The organism is Desulfobulbaceae bacterium DB1 (assembly GCA_001914235.1).
GTDB lineage: Bacteria > Desulfobacterota > Desulfobulbia > Desulfobulbales > SURF-16 > DB1.
Genome location: MQUF01000023.1, coordinates 59505 through 74920, shown reverse-complemented (window position 1 = coordinate 74920; position 15416 = coordinate 59505). Strand labels below are relative to the sequence as shown.

15 protein-coding genes, 1 tRNA gene and 1 pseudogene are annotated in these 15416 nt (G+C 54.5%); 3 read left to right on the top strand and 14 right to left on the bottom strand.

Translation table 11 applies throughout. The features are described 5' to 3' along the window. Positions 1-3: 3 nt before the first annotated feature. The 3 genes from BM485_16590 to BM485_16580 form a co-directional block, all read right to left on the bottom strand. Positions 4-1209, bottom strand: a complete 1206-nt coding sequence (locus BM485_16590) for a hypothetical protein (GenBank protein ID OKY73891.1) — start codon at positions 1207-1209, stop codon at positions 4-6. Between the two features lie 175 nt (positions 1210-1384). Continuing rightward, positions 1385-1792, bottom strand: a complete 408-nt coding sequence (locus BM485_16585) for a hypothetical protein (protein ID OKY73890.1) — start codon at positions 1790-1792, stop codon at positions 1385-1387. Between the two features lie 125 nt (positions 1793-1917). After that, a tRNA-Arg gene (locus BM485_16580) sits at positions 1918-1994 on the bottom strand. Positions 1995-2129: 135 nt separating this feature from the next. Here BM485_16580 and BM485_16575 point away from each other — a divergent pair. Further along, complete coding sequence (locus BM485_16575) at positions 2130-2471, top strand: hypothetical protein (GenBank protein OKY73889.1); 342 nt, start codon at positions 2130-2132, stop codon at positions 2469-2471. Positions 2472-2562: 91 nt separating this feature from the next. On the opposite strand, the gene BM485_16570 is transcribed toward BM485_16575, so the two are convergent. Then, entirely contained in the window at positions 2563-3990 is a 1428-nt protein-coding gene (locus BM485_16570) for a DUF4139 domain-containing protein (protein OKY73888.1), read from the bottom strand. Positions 3991-4149: 159 nt separating this feature from the next. On the opposite strand from BM485_16570, the pseudogene BM485_16565 reads away from it, so the two are divergent. Both BM485_16565 and BM485_16560 read left to right on the top strand, forming a co-directional pair. Continuing rightward, a pseudogene (locus tag BM485_16565) lies at positions 4150-4597 on the top strand (peptidase S24). A gap of 6 nt (positions 4598-4603) precedes the next feature. Continuing rightward, a complete protein-coding gene (locus BM485_16560; GenBank protein OKY73887.1) occupies positions 4604-5872 on the top strand; it encodes an SOS mutagenesis and repair protein UmuC in 1269 nt (422 codons plus the stop codon). 96 nt (positions 5873-5968) lie between these two features. On the opposite strand, the gene BM485_16555 is transcribed toward BM485_16560, so the two are convergent. From BM485_16555 to BM485_16510, 10 genes are all read right to left on the bottom strand, one after another. Continuing rightward, complete coding sequence (locus BM485_16555) at positions 5969-8299, bottom strand: cysteine--tRNA ligase (GenBank protein OKY73886.1); 2331 nt, start codon at positions 8297-8299, stop codon at positions 5969-5971. Positions 8300-8584: 285 nt separating this feature from the next. After that, positions 8585-8764 carry a rubredoxin gene (locus BM485_16550; GenBank protein ID OKY73885.1) on the bottom strand — a complete coding sequence of 60 codons (180 nt, stop codon included), beginning with the start codon at positions 8762-8764 and terminating at the stop codon, positions 8585-8587. A 23-nt stretch (positions 8765-8787) separates the two neighbouring features. Beyond that, positions 8788-9117: a hypothetical protein gene (locus BM485_16545; GenBank protein ID OKY73884.1), complete on the bottom strand. Its 330-nt coding sequence runs from the start codon at positions 9115-9117 to the stop codon at positions 8788-8790. Positions 9118-9134: 17 nt separating this feature from the next. Further along, positions 9135-9365, bottom strand: a complete 231-nt coding sequence (locus tag BM485_16540) for a hypothetical protein (protein OKY73883.1) — start codon at positions 9363-9365, stop codon at positions 9135-9137. Between the two features lie 191 nt (positions 9366-9556). After that, a complete protein-coding gene (locus tag BM485_16535; protein OKY73882.1) occupies positions 9557-10738 on the bottom strand; it encodes a menaquinol oxidoreductase in 1182 nt (393 codons plus the stop codon). Positions 10739-10749: 11 nt separating this feature from the next. After that, the gene (locus BM485_16530) at positions 10750-11592 is read right to left on the bottom strand and encodes a 4Fe-4S ferredoxin (GenBank protein OKY73881.1); all 843 of its coding nucleotides are present in this window, start codon (positions 11590-11592) and stop codon (positions 10750-10752) included. Further along, positions 11592-11987 carry a cytochrome C gene (locus BM485_16525; protein ID OKY73880.1) on the bottom strand — a complete coding sequence of 132 codons (396 nt, stop codon included), beginning with the start codon at positions 11985-11987 and terminating at the stop codon, positions 11592-11594. Before BM485_16525 ends, BM485_16530 begins: the two co-directional genes overlap by 1 nt. A 4-nt stretch (positions 11988-11991) precedes the next feature. Beyond that, entirely contained in the window at positions 11992-13560 is a 1569-nt protein-coding gene (locus BM485_16520) for a menaquinol oxidoreductase (protein OKY73879.1), read from the bottom strand. 62 nt (positions 13561-13622) lie between these two features. Continuing rightward, on the bottom strand, positions 13623-14618 hold the full coding sequence (locus tag BM485_16515; GenBank protein OKY73878.1) for a menaquinol oxidoreductase: 996 nt from the start codon (positions 14616-14618) through the stop codon (positions 13623-13625). Between the two features lie 83 nt (positions 14619-14701). Next, on the bottom strand, positions 14702-15316 hold the full coding sequence (locus BM485_16510) for a hypothetical protein (protein ID OKY73877.1): 615 nt from the start codon (positions 15314-15316) through the stop codon (positions 14702-14704). Positions 15317-15416: the final 100 nt, after the last annotated feature.

Genomic DNA, 15416 nt, shown 5'->3' with positions numbered 1-15416 from the left:
GGTTTACTGTCTTTTTTCGGTACCCGCGATCTGTTTGAGGGTGAGATAGCTGCCCTGGCTGATGCCCATGAGCAGGACCAGCTGGGTGGGGACGTCCCAGATGATGCCGTCCAGTATCGACTTGACGACAAAGAGAATGATGGAGATGATCGTCCAGAAGAGCATCTGCGCCTTGGCCAGGGAAGGCTGCGGCCCTGTCGGCGTCAGGTTCATCACCAGATCGCTCCAGGATGCCTTTGTCGGCCCGGTCTGTCGTTGCGCCTGCCGCCTGCCGTCGGCAGGAATGATTAACCCGCCTCTTTCCGGCGAAACCAACCGTTGCGTCTGCCACTGGCCGACCGAGGCCGTGAGCACGGAAAAGCCCATCAACAGCAGCAGGCTGTCGGGGATATTCGGAACCTTGAGACGCATGAAACCGTAACCGAGGACAATGCCGCCCACCGCCATGGTCCACAGGGCCACCTGGGTAAGCGAGACGGACAGCGCCCCGTTGGCGGCGGTTATCAGGCTGAGCAGGCCGCCTGGGTTTTTTCTTGTCATCAGATGCAGCAGGAAGATCATGATGCCCAGGATGCCCAGTGTCCACACCGTGGTGCCGATGCGGTTGACCAGATAGATCTGCCGGTCATTGACGGCTATGAAATTATTTCCCGTCGCGGGCCGGGTGATTTGGGGAACCGATCCGGTTTCTCCGCCCGTCTCCCCTCTCCAGCGCAGGACCGGCAGGACGCGGATGCCGGAGCGAAAATTCGAAACCGTCAGGTCGCCGAGAGCAAACAGCAGCGTGGTGCCGTTCAGGGTGAGGGGATTTTTTTCATCCGTCTCGACCCGCCATTGCTGGTCCGCAGCCACCTCAAAGGGGGTGCGCAGGCCGCCGAAACATTGGCTTTCGTGGCCGGGAACATATTCCCAGTCATTGCCGATCCGAATAAGGCAGAGATTTGGATTGTGGGCAAAGGTTATCTTTTGTCCGGGGACAAAGACGCGGATCGGTTGGCTGATCAGTTGCCCGTCCGGCACGATAATGCAACAGGGTGCCTGCTGCGGGGTTTCTTGGGTGGTCGACGCGGGCCTTTGATCGGCATTTTCTTGCCCGGCAGCGAGTGTTTCCGCAAACAAAGGAGGGGTGGGCAAAATAATGACAAAAATGAAGAACCAGACGAGGAGCGTTGCATGATTGATGCGTGATGCGGACAGATGATCAGTCATTTTGTTCACCTGGGGAAAAGGTCATTTCCTGCACGTCGGCGGGCAAATTCCTATACAAAATGACTACATTGTTTCAATCTGCTTTGTCAACTGAAAAGAAAATGCTGATTTCCGAAAAAAGAGAATTTCTGCAAGGACACGATCATTTAATCCCTGCTCCGCAGGCGGGTCCCGTTCACTCCGCCTGTTTTTGCTTGTGGCTCAGGTCTTCCGCCCAGTCCTTGCAGGCCTCGTATTCGGCAAAAATCGGATCCCGGCCTTCCTCGGCCACCAGCGCGCAGTAGGTGGAGATCACGGCATGTTTCCGGCCGAGAGCGGCCAATTCTTTTTTTTGTTCCGGGCCCGGTTTTTTGTACGCCTTGAGCTTCTCGCCGAAATAAACAAAAATCAGCGCCGGCCCGACAAAAAGGGACAGGGCCGTGGTTTCCAAAGTGTCGCTCTGCGGCGCGTCGGCGAATATGACGTACAGGATGAGCAGCATCCCGCAAGCAGCCAGGAACAGGAGGGCAATGCAGATCCAGAGGTGTTTCGGGCGATCCCGGAAGATATCGGTCGGTGGTGCCTGGGTAATGTCGATTTTCATACTTTCCTGTTGGCCCGGAGGGAAAATGGGGGAAAAAAGTTGCCGGGCAAAAGAACACAAGGGAGGAAAAACAAATATCAAAAAAAGCCCCTGATTCCCATGGAGTGAGGGGCTTATGAAATTCTTGGTGCGCCCGACAGGATTCGAACCTGTGACCTACGGCTTAGAAGGCCGGTGCTCTATCCAGCTGAGCTACGGGCACGTGCAATGTACGGCTAAAGGTGAAACTGTTTTTTTAGCACGGCACACGACAATTTGCAACTCAATTTCGCGGCCGCGCTCGAGGTCGTCACGGCCCCTTGACGTCGATAGCCTTTGTCTGTTATTTCTTGCACCCATGTTCACGTCCAAGCGCATGCAGAGAGAGGCTGACACCATTGCCGCCATGATCCGGATCTATTGCCGCCGCCGTCATGGCGGGAGGACGGAACTCTGCGCGGACTGCCGGGAGCTGCTCGACTATGCCCGGAAGCGTTTGCGGAAGTGCCCGTTTCAGGAAGGCAAAACCACCTGCGGCAACTGCGCGGTGCACTGCTACAAGCCGGCCATGCGGGAAAAGATCCGGCAGGTCATGCGCTTTGTGGGGCCACGCATGATTTTTTATCATCCTTTCCTGGCTGTTATGCACCTGCTGGACGGATTGCGCAAAAAGCCGAAGACGAGACGGGGCGCAACGTGAAATTGACCACGGAACACGCGGCGTTTATGGCGCCAAAAATATTTCGCACCGCTTTCCGTGCTCCGGGGTGAAAAAATGCCGGATGAGTCCGTCAGAATTTGACCCTGACCGTGTAGCTCAAGGTTTTTTTGCCGAGTCCCGGCACCGCCATCTGCCAGACCGCCGTATTGCTTGTCGCCTTTTCGTGGGGCAGTGATTCGGCAAGCATCTCCCAGTCCCCCGGAATGGGCTCGACGACCTTGACCACGGCCTCCTCTTTTTTGCCGTTTTTCAGTTCGATTTCATAGCTGCTTTCATAAACGTAATTATAGCGGGAAAAACCGGCGACTTTCCTGAATTCCATCTGTTTTTTGCGACCCGTCACATCAAAGGAATCGCCCAGTTTCAGGCGGATTGTTTCATTTTCCGGGGTGTGGTCGATGCGATCCTCGCCGATAAACTGCAGCCGGTCCCGGGAGTCTTTTTTGTAAACCCGCATCACGCCCCTGGGCAGCGGCCGGCCGAGATTGTTTTTCTTGCTGTTGACGGCCTCGAGAAAAACGCCGACTTGCAGATTGCGTTCTATGTCCCCGGCCTGGCTGCTGTAATAAAAGTCGTTGCCCTGCAGGAGGAGTTCTTTTTTGCAGGGAACGCCCGTTGCCTGCAGCAGGGCGACCTGTTTGGTTTGATTGTCCTTGATGGTTGTCGGCCGTTCCAGGCTGTAGAGATGGTATTCAAACATCTGCTCCTCAACCATGCCCCCATCCATTTCCGCTGACTGGACCATGGCCTTTTCCAGATAACGCCTGCGGTCCGTCTGTTCGGGGGGAGCCTGGTGCACGTCTCCGGCCACCAGCTGCAGGTCGGCGTTGTTATAGCTTGCCCCGCTTTCATTGGTCAAGGTGACCCAGCCGTTGATGTCAAGTCCGGTGTCATCCGGGTTCAGTTCGGCGACATAGTCGGCCTGCCAGCCGAGGCCGGAGGTGAGATAACTGAGCTCCACCTGCTGGGGACGGGCGGATTTGCTGTCGGCCAGCATGGTCAGGGTCGGCCGGTCCCGCAGGTTTTCCGGGACATGGGCAAAAACAAGGCGGCCGGGAATGCCGGTTTCGATGTGATCGCCCAGTTGCAGCACAATGCCGTTGCCGGCGCTCAACACCTTCGCTTTTTCGCTGCTTTCCTCGCCGGTGGTCGGATGGGTTCTGATCACCGTTACCTCGCGGCCCACATATTTTGCAAGCAGCGTTTCCGGAGTGAGCAGATCAAATTCAAAATTCTGTTCCAGTACCGAAAGCTCGCGACCGCTGAGCAGGGCGGTTTCCGGCCTGATCCTGCCGCTTACCTCCTTGAAGGCCAGGGCATGGCGGCCTTCCGGCAGGGTGATGGTGCGGCGGTCCTTGACCAGCGCCAGATCCTGGTTGTAAATGGTGAGGGATATGCCCTGCTGGTCCTGCAGGGTGGAAATGAATTCCTCTTCCGCCATGGCCGGAGAACCGGCCAGCAAAAACAGGGCAAGAGCCGTCATGATCGTTTTCTGCATCGCTTCCTCCTGGTTTGGGTGTCGGGCGTGCCTCATTATAAGCCGGTTGACCGACAAAAGTCCCTCTGTTATTTTCTGAAATGAGGTATCATGAAAATTCACAACCTCCGGCGTCGCACCATAATTTCACTAATGAAGAACTCCCTGAAGGAATCACCCATGACATCCCTCCGACCCTCTGCCGCCATTGCCGGCATCTACCGTTTTGAAAAAAAAAAACCGGGTGCTGCGGCCGCTCTTCCTGAGCAACGTTTCGGCCGGTTTTCCCTCCCCGGCCGATGATTATATCGACCGGGAGCTTGATTTGAACGAATATCTGATCGCCAATCCGGCCGCCACCTTTTTTGTTCGGGTGGCGGGCGATTCGATGATCGGCGCCGGCATCAATCATGATGATATTCTCATTGTCGACCGTTCCTTGGAGCCTGCCGGCGGCAGAATCGTCATCGCCATTCTGGACGGCGAACTGACCGTTAAACGGCTGGTGAAAACCGCGGACTCCTGCCTTCTGCGGGCGGAAAATCCCCTGTATCCGGATACGGAAATAGATCGGAGCATGGAGCTGGAAATCTGGGGCGTGGTCACCTGCGCCATTCATCGCCTGTAGGATGCCATGAAAAAATATTTCGCCCTGGTTGACTGCAATAATTTTTATGTTTCCTGTGAACGACTTTTTCAGCCGGGCCTGAACGGCAGGCCGGTGGTGGTGCTGTCCAATAATGACGGCTGCATCATATCCCGTTCCAATGAGGCCAAGGCCCTCGGCATTGCCATGGGCACCCCTTTCTTCAAGTGTCGAGAGCTGCTGGCAAAGCATGACGTGGCGGTTTTTTCATCCAATTACGCCCTTTACGGCGATCTTTCCCGGCGGGTGATGGCGGTGCTGCACCGGCTTGAACCTGAGGTGGAGGTCTATTCCATCGATGAGGCCTTTCTCCATCTTTATGAAATGCATGGAAAAACACCGGAGGCATATGGCCGAGAGATTCGGCGGAGGGTGAGTCGCTGCACCGGCATTCCCGTTTCCATCGGCATCGGGCCCACCAAGACCCTGGCCAAAATCGCCGGCCGGATTGCCAAGAAAGACCCCGGACACGGCGGGGCGTTTGCGGTCGACACCGAGGCGGCGGATGCCGTGCTCCGTCGATGTGATGTGTCTGATGTGTGGGGGATAGGACAACGCAAAACGGAATGGCTCCACCTGCGGGGCATCCGGACGGCCTGGGATCTGAAAAACTGCGATGATGCCTGGCTGCGCCGTCATCTGACGGTTACCGGCCTGCGGGTTGCCATGGAACTGCGCGGTTGTTCCTGCATCGAACTTGCCGACTGCCCGGTCAGTAAAAAATCCATCGCCAGTTCAAAATCCTTTGGATATCAGGTCGAGTCACCGGGCGAGTTGCGCGAGGCGCTGGCCACCTATGTGGAAACGGCCGCGGCTAAGCTGCGGGCGCAGCACGCCCTGGCAAACAGCCTGGAGGTCTCTCTTTCCACCAACCGTTTCAGCGCCGCTTCGCCCCATTACAGCGGGCGGCAGGTGGTCACCCTGCCCCAGGCGACGGCAAGCAGCACCGTGTTGATCCGGCATGCCCTCGCGGCCCTTGACCGCCTTTATAAGCCGGGACTGCGTTATCAGAAAACCGGTATTGTTCTGTTCGGCCTTGTGCCGGAAAAGTATTGCCGGCCGGGGCTTTTCAGCCCGCCCGACCGGGAAAGCGGGCCGCTCATGGCGGCACTTGATACGATCAACGGGCGATGGGGCCGGCAGACCATCCAGCATGCGGTGGCGGGCTTTGCCAAGCCGTGGCGGAACCGGCAGGAGATGAAGTCACGGGCCTACACCACCCGCTGGCAGGATCTGCCGCTGGTCAAGGCCGGATGAACGGCGCGTTCAGGCGGGAACCGAGGGCCTGGATTTTTTTCGCGGGTTTAGCGAAAATCATGCAGGCACCGGGTTTCCGTCAACCGCCAGGGGGCTTCACTCCGGGTCGTTGCCCTTCCACACCGGACCCTTGGCGGTATCAATCACCGTGATGCCCTGCTCGGCAAGCTGGTTGCGGACATCGTCGGCCCTGGTCCAGTTTTTTTGTTTTCTCGCCTGTTCCCGCTCCTGAATCAGCCGGTCGATTTCCGGAGCCAGCGGGCACTCTTCCAGCCGCAGCACATTGAGAATGGCGTTGATTTTTCCCAGGGACTCCTTGATATAGTCTTTCTGGTCCCGATCGAGCTGGCCCAGGCTGATGATGGGGTTTACCTTTTTGATGAAATCAAAGATCGAGCCGATGGCCTTGGAGACGTTCATGTCGTCGTCCATGGCGGCCTGAAAGCTCTCCTCCATATCCGAGACAAAGGCCGCCACCTTGGGATGGGGCATGTCCGGCGGCAGACACTGCAGCTTGCGGGTGAACTCGTCAAGCCGTTTGAGGCTTGTCCGGGCGGCATCGAGTTTTTTGTAGGAAAAATCGATGGGCTTGCGGTAGTGGTTGCGGATCAGGAAAAGGCGGACTTCCCGAGGGGTGTAGCCCTGTTCGATCAGCCGGCGCAGGGTGATGACGTTGTTGTTGTCAACACTCATCTTGCGGCCTTCAACCAGCAGCAGCTCACTGTGAATCCAGAATTTGGCCAGGGGTTTGCCGGTCATGCTTTCGGCGATGGCGTTTTCGTTTTCGTGATGGGGAAACAGCAGGTCGCGGCCGCTGGTGTGAATGTCCATGGTTTCGCCCAGATAATGCAGGGTCATGGCGGCGCACTCGATGTGCCAGCCCGGACGCATGTTGCCGCGGTCGGTTTGAAAGAAGACGCCGCTTTTCAGTTCCGCCAGGGTGGAGCGTTTCATCAGGGTGAAGTCAAGGGGATTATTTTTTTCGTAGTCATCCAGGTCAACCGTCTTGCCCACCTTGATTTTGTCCAGGGGCACCCGGGACAGTTTGCCGTATTTTTTAAATTTGCTGATGTCGAAATAGACCGAACCGTGCTGCTCGTAGGCATAGCCCTTGTGGATCAGCTCATGGGCGATGTTGATCATTTCATCAACATGCTCGGAGGCGCGCGGGTATCCGGTGGCGGGCAGGAGACGCAATGCCTCCATGTCCTTCAGGAACTCCTCAACGTAGTGGCCGGTGAACTCCTTCAGCGTCCTGCCTTCGCGGGCCGCGCCACTGATGGTGTTGTCGTCGAGGTCGGTGAAGTTCATGTAATACTGGACATTGTACCCTTTTTGCCGCAGCAGCCGATGGATGAGATCCGCGACAATGAAACGACGGCAATGGCCAAGATTGGCGATTTCATAGGCGGTGGGACCGCATGCATAAAAAGTCACCCGGTTCGGCGACATGGGCTGAAAAAATTCTTTTTTGCGGCTGAGGGTGTTAAAAAAACGCAATCCCCCGGTTGTTTTGGGTTTTTTTTCTTTTTTCGAGGTAAAGAGTTCGGTGCTCAGATATTTATCGCCGCTGTCCGGCAGGATGACGACGATCATCCCTTTGCTCAACTGCTCCGCCACGGCGAGCGCCGCGCAGATTGCGGCGCCGGAGCTCATGCCGGCAAAAATTCCTTCCTTGCGGGCCAGCAGCCGGGCATGACGGAAGGCCTCTTCATCCGGTACATTGATTATTTGATAGGGTGTCGACTTGTCGAAAATACCCGGCTTATAGGACTCCTTCATGTTTTTCAGGCCCTGAATCTTGTGGCCGAGAAAAGGTTCAACGGCGGTAACACGGACCTCGGGGTGGTTGTCGGCAAAGTATCGGCAAATGCCCATCACCGTGCCCGTGGTGCCCAAGGTCGCCACCACGTCGGTGACCGCGCCCTTTGTCTGTTCCCATATCTCCGGGCCGGTCGTCTTGACATGGGCCATCCAGTTGGCATCGTTGTTGAACTGGTCGGTGAGAAAATACTGATCCGGATGCTCCCTGGCCATGGCGTAGGCCCGTTCAATGGCACCGTCCGTACCGCGTTTTCCCGGTGTCAGAAGAATTTCAGCCCCATAGGCTTCCATGATCTTGCGTCGTTCGATACTGGCCGATTCCGGCATTATCAGGAGGCAGCGGTATCCCTTGACGGCGCAAACCATGGACAGACCGATGCCGGTGTTGCCGCTGGTGGCCTCAAGCACGGTTTTATCAGGAGTCAACTCGCCGCTTGCCTCGGCGGCTTCGATCATTGACAGGGCTATCCGGTCCTTGACCGAGCCGCCGGGATTGCCTGATTCAATTTTGGCGTAAATTTTAACGTTCTTGTGCGGGTTTAAACGATTGATCGGCACGATCTTCGTGTTGCCGATAAGGTCGAGAATATTTTTATATTCCATAAGCAGCTTTTGGTCTGAAAGGTGATGGCAGGAAGCGGCAAGAGCCGAGCTCGATAAACCGCGGTGCCGGCCTATCGCTCAGGTGTTTCTTTTGTCGCGGAGTCTTACGATTCTGCTTATAATGTGGCGGCTTATCTGTCAAGGGGAAAGCCGGACAATGTGGTGATGGGAACGAAGCACAACGGTTGCGGGTGCGCAAAAAAGTACAGGCGCCGGTTGCCCGGCGCCTGTAGGATGAGGGGAAATGAGAAAAGAAATTCCGGGTTCGGCGGCCCGGGGAATGCTTTAATCAACTTTGTTGAAATATTCTTTTTCCGCGCCGCATTTGGGGCAGACCCAGCTTTCCGGCAGATCGGCAAAAGCCGTTCCCGGCTCGATGCCGTGCTCAAAATCGCCTTCAGCCGGATCATACACATACCCGCAGGGACATTCATATTTGTCGGTTTTTGCCATGGTACCCTCCATTAGTGATTGGTTTGTCGCTTGTCCTAATCCATGTTTTCCATGATTTTGCCGCAGCACATGGGCAGATCTTCACCCGCCTTCACCTTCATGTATTTATTGCAGATGGCGCAAAGATAGGTTGCGTCCTCAGCCGCACTTTCACCGTGAATTCGTTCGGTGATACCGCCAGGTACGCCTTCAATGACGAATCGGGCCAGATTCTTTTTTTCCGGGATATATTCGCCGATGGGATTCAGCATCTTGTTTTCACCCATGCAGTCGATCATGATCCGCCAAAGTGACGTCAGCGAAGAGGTTTCTTCTTTGTTTTCCGGAACCAGCTCAACAATGTTTTTCTCGATAATAATCTTCATGGTTGGTTCATCCTGTTTTATAAGGCCGCTTTTCCCTCGGCCGTTATGGAATATTTGCAGCGGACCGGGCTGTCTATGTAGCCATTTGTCTTCAGACTTTTCAATTGACAACTGATGGCCTTGCTTTCAAGGCCGGTTTTTTCGGCGATATCCTTGCAGCCGCATGGCCCGGCAATTTCAGCCATGGCCGTGAGGATTGTTTTCAGTTCACCAGTCATTTCTTTTTTTGTCTGGGGTTTACATGCCATTTTGACCACCTCTTCAATATGTTAATTAATTTTTGATAAAGGTTATCATTTATTTTGTTTTTGTCAACCCTTTTTTATAGTGAAACAAGACGATCATTTATTCAACATCATTGTCGTGATCACGAAAAAAAAAGAGCGGAACAGGCCGGGGCCTGTTCCGCTCTGCATGAGCCGTATGACGCACGAAAAAATTATGCGGTTTTTTCGTTTTCCAGCTTGACGGAAATGGCGACCTTGTACAGCACGGTGATAATCAGGAAGCCGGTGGCCCAGATTCCCGCCGTGATGCCGAGCTCGACTGCGGTCGGAATGTACTCGGTTATCTGCTCAAGTCCGTTCGGCACAAAGCCGCCGAGAACGAGGCCGAGACCCTTGTCAATCCAGAAGGATACAAATATCAGAATGCAGGACAGTGCCAGCAGACCATCTGATTTTTTGCTCCGCGCGACAAAAATGAGACCGATACCGGCAAAGCCCATGATAACCGAGGCGCGCATGAACGGTACCAGATTATTGTAAACCACTCCGGTGGTGTGATCGGTCAGGCCCCAGAACAGATAGTCGAGGGTGTGCATATGACCGGGAATCTGGCTGTAATAGGCAACAAAGATTTCACAGCCCAGGAAGAAAAAGTTCAATAAGGCCGCGTAACCGATGATGGTCACCAGCTTGTCCTGAGCCTTCTGGCCGACATCGAATTTGGTGACCTGTTTCATGATAAGGGCGATCACCATGAGCAGACACGGTCCCGCCGCAAAGGCCGAGGCAAGAAAGCGCGGGGCCAGAATGGCGGTGAGCCAGAAATGGCGTCCGGGCAGACCGCAGTACAGGAAAGCGGTTACGGTGTGGATACTAACAGCCCAGGGGATGGAAATGTAAATAAAAGGCTTGACCCATTTCGGATACTTGATGCCCTTGTACTCCGAGTGGAGAATAACCCAGCCGCAGATGATGTTCAGGAACAGATAGCCGTTCAGAACGATCATGTCGTAGAAGAGCATGGAGTTCGGAGTCGGATGAAAGACCACGTTCAGCGCTCGCATGGGCTGGCCGAGGTCGGCCATGATGAAAAGCAGACACATGGCGACGGCGGCAATGGCCATGAATTCGCCGAGGATGGTAATCCTGCCGAATTCCTTATAGTGATGAAGATAGTAGGGCAGAACCAGCATCAAACCACCGGCGGCGACACCGACCAGGAAGGTGAACTGGGAAATATACACACCCCAGGTCACATCGCGGCTCATGCCGGTGGCGCCAAGACCGTAATTAAACTGGACAACATAGCAGATGACGCCCACCCCAATGATACTAAGCAGTAGCAGAACCCAAGCCCAGTATCCCAAGTTACCTTTGAGCGATTTTTCTAACATATCGGATCACCTTAGATTATGTAAAATACTGAGGGCTTGGTGCCCAAAGCGGGTTTCCGTTGAATGGTGAACCGCGACCGCAGAACCTGGGATACTTCGGAGTTCGGATCGTTCAGGTCACCAAAGACCATTGCCTTTGTATCACCGGTTGCCTCCACGCAGAGCGGCAACTGTCCCTTGGCCAGACGGTGGGCGCAGAAGCTGCACTTTTCGACAACACCGCGCATTCTGGTGGGGAACAGGGGATTCACCTTCTCGATGAACGGCACGCCGTCAAGCGTTCCCCGGGGATCACGCCAGTTGAAGCTTCGCGACCCGTACGGGCAGGCGGCCATGCAGAAACGGCAGCCGATACAGCGATGGAAGTCCATCATGACCACGCCGTCCTCGTTTTTAAAGGTTGCCTTGGTGGGGCAGGCCCTGACACAGGGAGGGTTGTCGCAATGGTTGCAGGTGACGAGAAACTTCATGGAAAGCGCCCTGTCATCTTTCTTGTAGTGGCTTTCCTCTGGGAAGGCGTTCATGAAAGGTTCCTGCCACAGCCACTTGATCTCGTCCTTTTTGTTGCCGAAATCAGGAACGTTGTGATAGGAATGGCAGGCTTCTATGCATTTTTCAGCCAGTCCTGCATTTTCATGGAATTTACCGGCGTCGATCACCAGGCCGTAACGCTTGCCCGTTGGCGCCGCTTCACCGTGCCCGCCGTGCCCTGCTGCCGCAGGTGCGCCGTGACCGGCTTCGGAAGAGGCCTGGGCGTTTTTGTTCAACAGCATATTCAGGGCAGACGGCGCGGCAACTCCGGCTACTGCCGAGATACCGGCAATCTTAAGGAATTTTCTTCTTGAGCTATCCATTATTTCGCCTCCTCAAGTGCCGCATCTGCCTGGGGTGCGACATGGCAGTCCCAGCAGTATGGATAAACAGAAGCAAAGGTATGGCAAACATCACAGAATTTTTTCTTGCTGGTGTGGCAATGCATACAGCCGTTCTGCAGGCTTTTCTCGTACAGTTTGCCCTCAACTTCAATCATTTCACGTTTTCCTTCACGGATGACTTCATCACGCCATTCGTTGAGCAGTACCATGTGTGATTGTTTCATATAGTCAATCGGCTTCACACATTCCTTATAGCCGACCGGTTTCTCCAGTTTGGGTGCCTCGACTTTTTTCCCGGCGTTATTGAAGATGGCGAACAACATCAGGCCAACGAAAATAATCAGGCCGGGAATAATTTTTCCTCTATCGTACATAGAATTATCCCTCCATTCCTACAAGAGGCTCGAATCGGAGATCCGTTTCCCTCTCTTTTTCGCCGTCCATAATGAGCGAGTTGCCCACCAGTTCCGAAAGTCCGCAAACCTTCACATTCGGATTCCAGTAATCCATGAGCGCCGACAGGGTCGCGCGGTCGATGGCGCAGACGCAGGCCAGCGTGTTGACCCCGAATTTTTCCTCCACGTGCTTGACCGCATTGGCCCTGGGGAGACCGGAACGCATTCTCAGTTCCATGATCTCACCGGTGTTGAGACCGGTGCCGCTGCCGCAGCAGAAGGTTTTTTCGCGGATGGTGTTTTCCGGCATTTCGTACCATTTGGGAACAACGTTATCAAGAATGTAGCGCGGCTCATCCATCAGCCCCATGCCGCGGGCCGTATTACATGAGTCGTGCCAGGTGGGGATGCGATGGGCATTACGCGTCGGATCAATTTTCAGTTTGTTGTTTTTGATCAGGTCAGCGGTGAACTCGCTGATATGGATCATCTTGGTCGACGCGGCGTTATCAAACACCGTGTTGGTGATCGGTGACTTCGGTACTTCCAGGAAGTCGGCCGGACCGTTCATGGTGTCCATGTACTGATGGAGCACGCGCCACATGTGACCGCATTCGCCGCCCAGGATCCATTTGACTCCGAGCCTCTTGGCCTCGGCGTACTGCTTGGCGTTCAGTTTCTTCATCATCTCGTTGGAGGTGAAGAGACCGAAGTTGCCGCCCTCGGATGCATAGGTTGACCATGTATAGTCAAGCCCCAGGTGCTCGAAGAGCAGCAGATAGCCCATGGCGGTGTAGATGCCGGGCTCGGCAAAGACGTCGGCGGACGGGGTGATGAAAAGAATCTCAGCGCCCTTCCGGTTAAAGGTGGGGGTGATTTTGACGCCGGTGATCGTCTCGATGTCGTCGCAGAGGTAGCCGATGTTGTCCTTGAAGGTATGGGGCTGCAGTCCCATGTGGTTACCGGTGCGGTTCGAGTTGGCCGCCGGCTCGAGGATCCAGTTGGTGCCAACGCCCACCAGATGCAGCAGTTCGCGCAGCATCATGGTCACTTCCGCCGTATCGATACCGTAGGGGCAGAAGACGGAGCAGCGGCGGCATTCCGTACACTGGTAAGCGTACATGAACCATTCCTTGAGCACGCCGATGGTCATGGGGCGTCCGCCCGCCATTTTGCCCAGCAGTTTGCCTGCCGTGGTAAAATCATTGCGGTACACGGACCGGAGCAGCTCCGCCCGCAGCACCGGCATGTTTTTCGGATCGCCGGTGCCGAGAAAGAAGTGGCACTTGTCGGCGCAGGCGCCGCAGCGGACACAGATGTCCATGAAGAGCTTCAGGGAACGGAACTTGTCGAGCCGTTCCTTCAGTCCTTTTAAGATGATATCTTCCCAGCCTTCCGGAAGCTTCCAGTCGTCCTGATCAGGACTCCACTCCCGCGGATTCGGAAACTTGTGGTATTCGACAATGGATTTCTTTGCCGGGTAACAGAAATTGCCCTCCCTAAATATCGCCGGTACATCCATCCAATCCTGTTTCGGGATGGCACCGGTCATAAGGGATGGCTCCCTTACTACACTTACTCCTAACTGATCTGCTTTTGGAATCGCCATTTTCCTTATTCCTTTTCAACTGGGATGTCGGCACCTTTCATGAATTCTCTGAACTCATCTTCGTAGGCCGCATATGAATGGGGCTTGATTGCCGGATCGTTCCACGGGTTAATGTGCCTTACAACACGATTGTTATTTGACATGTTGCGGGTCGGACTCAGAAAGACGCCGCCCATATGCATCAGTTTACTGAATGGAAAATAGATCATCAATGTGCAGACCAGCGTCACATGGATAAAGAATATCGGATGGATCCCCTCCGGCAGGGTCGGAGAAAACGAGGCCAGGCCGGCAGTAATCATTTTCACCGCGGCAATGTCCACCCGGTAGTAGTAACGCATGAGCAGACCGGTGACGCCGATGGCAAATATGAGAAAAAGCGGGAAATAATCAGCCGGCAGCGAAATATAGCGGATCTGTCTCAGCATGACGCGGCGCAGGAATAGGAAGGCCAGGGCTGCCAGAAAAATCATGTCCGTCTGGTACAGTCTGGGAGCACCGATCTGCAGAATACCGTCGGCCAATTCAATCAGGGGAACGAAAAACGGGATGGGCTCGGTGAAAAGGCGCAGGTGGCGGAGGACGATAACCAGAAACGAGTAATGAAACAACAGGGCAAAAAGCCAAAGGAACTTGCTTGAGCCGTATACCAGTTTCGGTCCGTCATGGATTTCCGCTTTCGTGTTGCGGAACAGTGACCGGAAAAGAACAATTTCCAGAAACATTCGCGCCGCGACTTCGAGTTTGTTGTGTGGACAGTCAAGCCTGTCCTGCTTGATCCAGGACAGCGATTTCGCCTGCCCGCATGTGGTTGGAATCCGGAATGGTACCGGTGATTTTGCCCATTGGATGACCCGATTGACAAAACCCACGATAAACACACCGAATGCCAGGTAGGGTAGCACCACCCCCAACAGGTACTGCAGACCTGTCACCTTCCCTCCCAAGAAGGCAACCACGATCAGTGCTAAGACTGCAATGAAGGGATACAGGACTCTCATTTACCGTTACCTCGCCTCACTTTAAGTGTGTTAAACGTTCCCGCAGAGCCTGACTTGCAACGGCATCATGCGGAGCCTCAATTTCAGCCTGCGCTTTTACCTGCAGGCAGTCCACAACCGGCACCGTTCCCTTGGGTGGAAATTTCTCCGGGATCGGCGATCGCGTTCGGCAATTTATTGTCTTTTCGCATGAGCTTGGAGGGACAGATGGTACCATCGGTGAGGAGATAGCGATTCTGCTTGAATTCGTTTATCCGTACCAGGTACACTTGTTCCCTGCTGTTCACGAACATGTCGAATATTGCCAGCGCGGCCGCGTCGATCCTGGCATCAAATGCCAGCCACTCTTTATATGATTCGGTCATACCCTTTTTGCCCAGTTGTTCCCGCACGAGCTCTCTCAATTTGAAAACAAAGGAAACGGCATCCGAAGCTGAAACTTTCTGTACGGCTTTGACCTTGATGTACTCCTGCAGATCCGGGGTGTATACCGCTTCTTCACCCGGGTCGCAGAGCACATCGTACAGTTCGGCCAATCCCAATCGTGTCTTGTGGCCGATGGGGTTGGCGAACTGGTTCTGCTGCGTTTTGAAAATGCGCATCGCGTCCGGGCCGTAACAGCTCAGCACGCTGTTTTCCCATTTTTCCAGGATGTCGGCCCTTTTTTCCTGCAGCAGTTGTGTCAGTTTTGTTCCCATAAAAACCTGTCTTCTCAGTAATGATACCTAAAAGATGAATGACCATTCATATTCTGAAAGCCTTGGTTATCACATTTATTTTTAATTTTCAATGAAAAAA

What these genes read in the sequence shown, in the direction of transcription:
- BM485_16590 (OKY73891.1), bottom strand. Translation starts at nt 1,209, where the DNA reads ATGACTGATCATCTGTCCGCATCACGCATCAATCATGCAACGCTCCTC.
- BM485_16585 (OKY73890.1), bottom strand. Translation starts at nt 1,792, where the DNA reads ATGAAAATCGACATTACCCAGGCACCACCGACCGATATCTTCCGGGAT.
- BM485_16575 (OKY73889.1), top strand. Translation starts at nt 2,130, where the DNA reads ATGTTCACGTCCAAGCGCATGCAGAGAGAGGCTGACACCATTGCCGCC.
- BM485_16570 (OKY73888.1), bottom strand. Translation starts at nt 3,990, where the DNA reads ATGCAGAAAACGATCATGACGGCTCTTGCCCTGTTTTTGCTGGCCGGT.
- BM485_16560 (OKY73887.1), top strand. Translation starts at nt 4,604, where the DNA reads ATGAAAAAATATTTCGCCCTGGTTGACTGCAATAATTTTTATGTTTCC.
- BM485_16555 (OKY73886.1), bottom strand. Translation starts at nt 8,299, where the DNA reads ATGGAATATAAAAATATTCTCGACCTTATCGGCAACACGAAGATCGTG.
- BM485_16550 (OKY73885.1), bottom strand. Translation starts at nt 8,764, where the DNA reads ATGGAGGGTACCATGGCAAAAACCGACAAATATGAATGTCCCTGCGGG.
- BM485_16545 (OKY73884.1), bottom strand. Translation starts at nt 9,117, where the DNA reads ATGAAGATTATTATCGAGAAAAACATTGTTGAGCTGGTTCCGGAAAAC.
- BM485_16540 (OKY73883.1), bottom strand. Translation starts at nt 9,365, where the DNA reads ATGGCATGTAAACCCCAGACAAAAAAAGAAATGACTGGTGAACTGAAA.
- BM485_16535 (OKY73882.1), bottom strand. Translation starts at nt 10,738, where the DNA reads ATGTTAGAAAAATCGCTCAAAGGTAACTTGGGATACTGGGCTTGGGTT.
- BM485_16530 (OKY73881.1), bottom strand. Translation starts at nt 11,592, where the DNA reads ATGGATAGCTCAAGAAGAAAATTCCTTAAGATTGCCGGTATCTCGGCA.
- BM485_16525 (OKY73880.1), bottom strand. Translation starts at nt 11,987, where the DNA reads ATGTACGATAGAGGAAAAATTATTCCCGGCCTGATTATTTTCGTTGGC.
- BM485_16520 (OKY73879.1), bottom strand. Translation starts at nt 13,560, where the DNA reads ATGACCGGTGCCATCCCGAAACAGGATTGGATGGATGTACCGGCGATA.
- BM485_16515 (OKY73878.1), bottom strand. Translation starts at nt 14,618, where the DNA reads ATGAGAGTCCTGTATCCCTTCATTGCAGTCTTAGCACTGATCGTGGTT.
- BM485_16510 (OKY73877.1), bottom strand. Translation starts at nt 15,316, where the DNA reads ATGGGAACAAAACTGACACAACTGCTGCAGGAAAAAAGGGCCGACATC.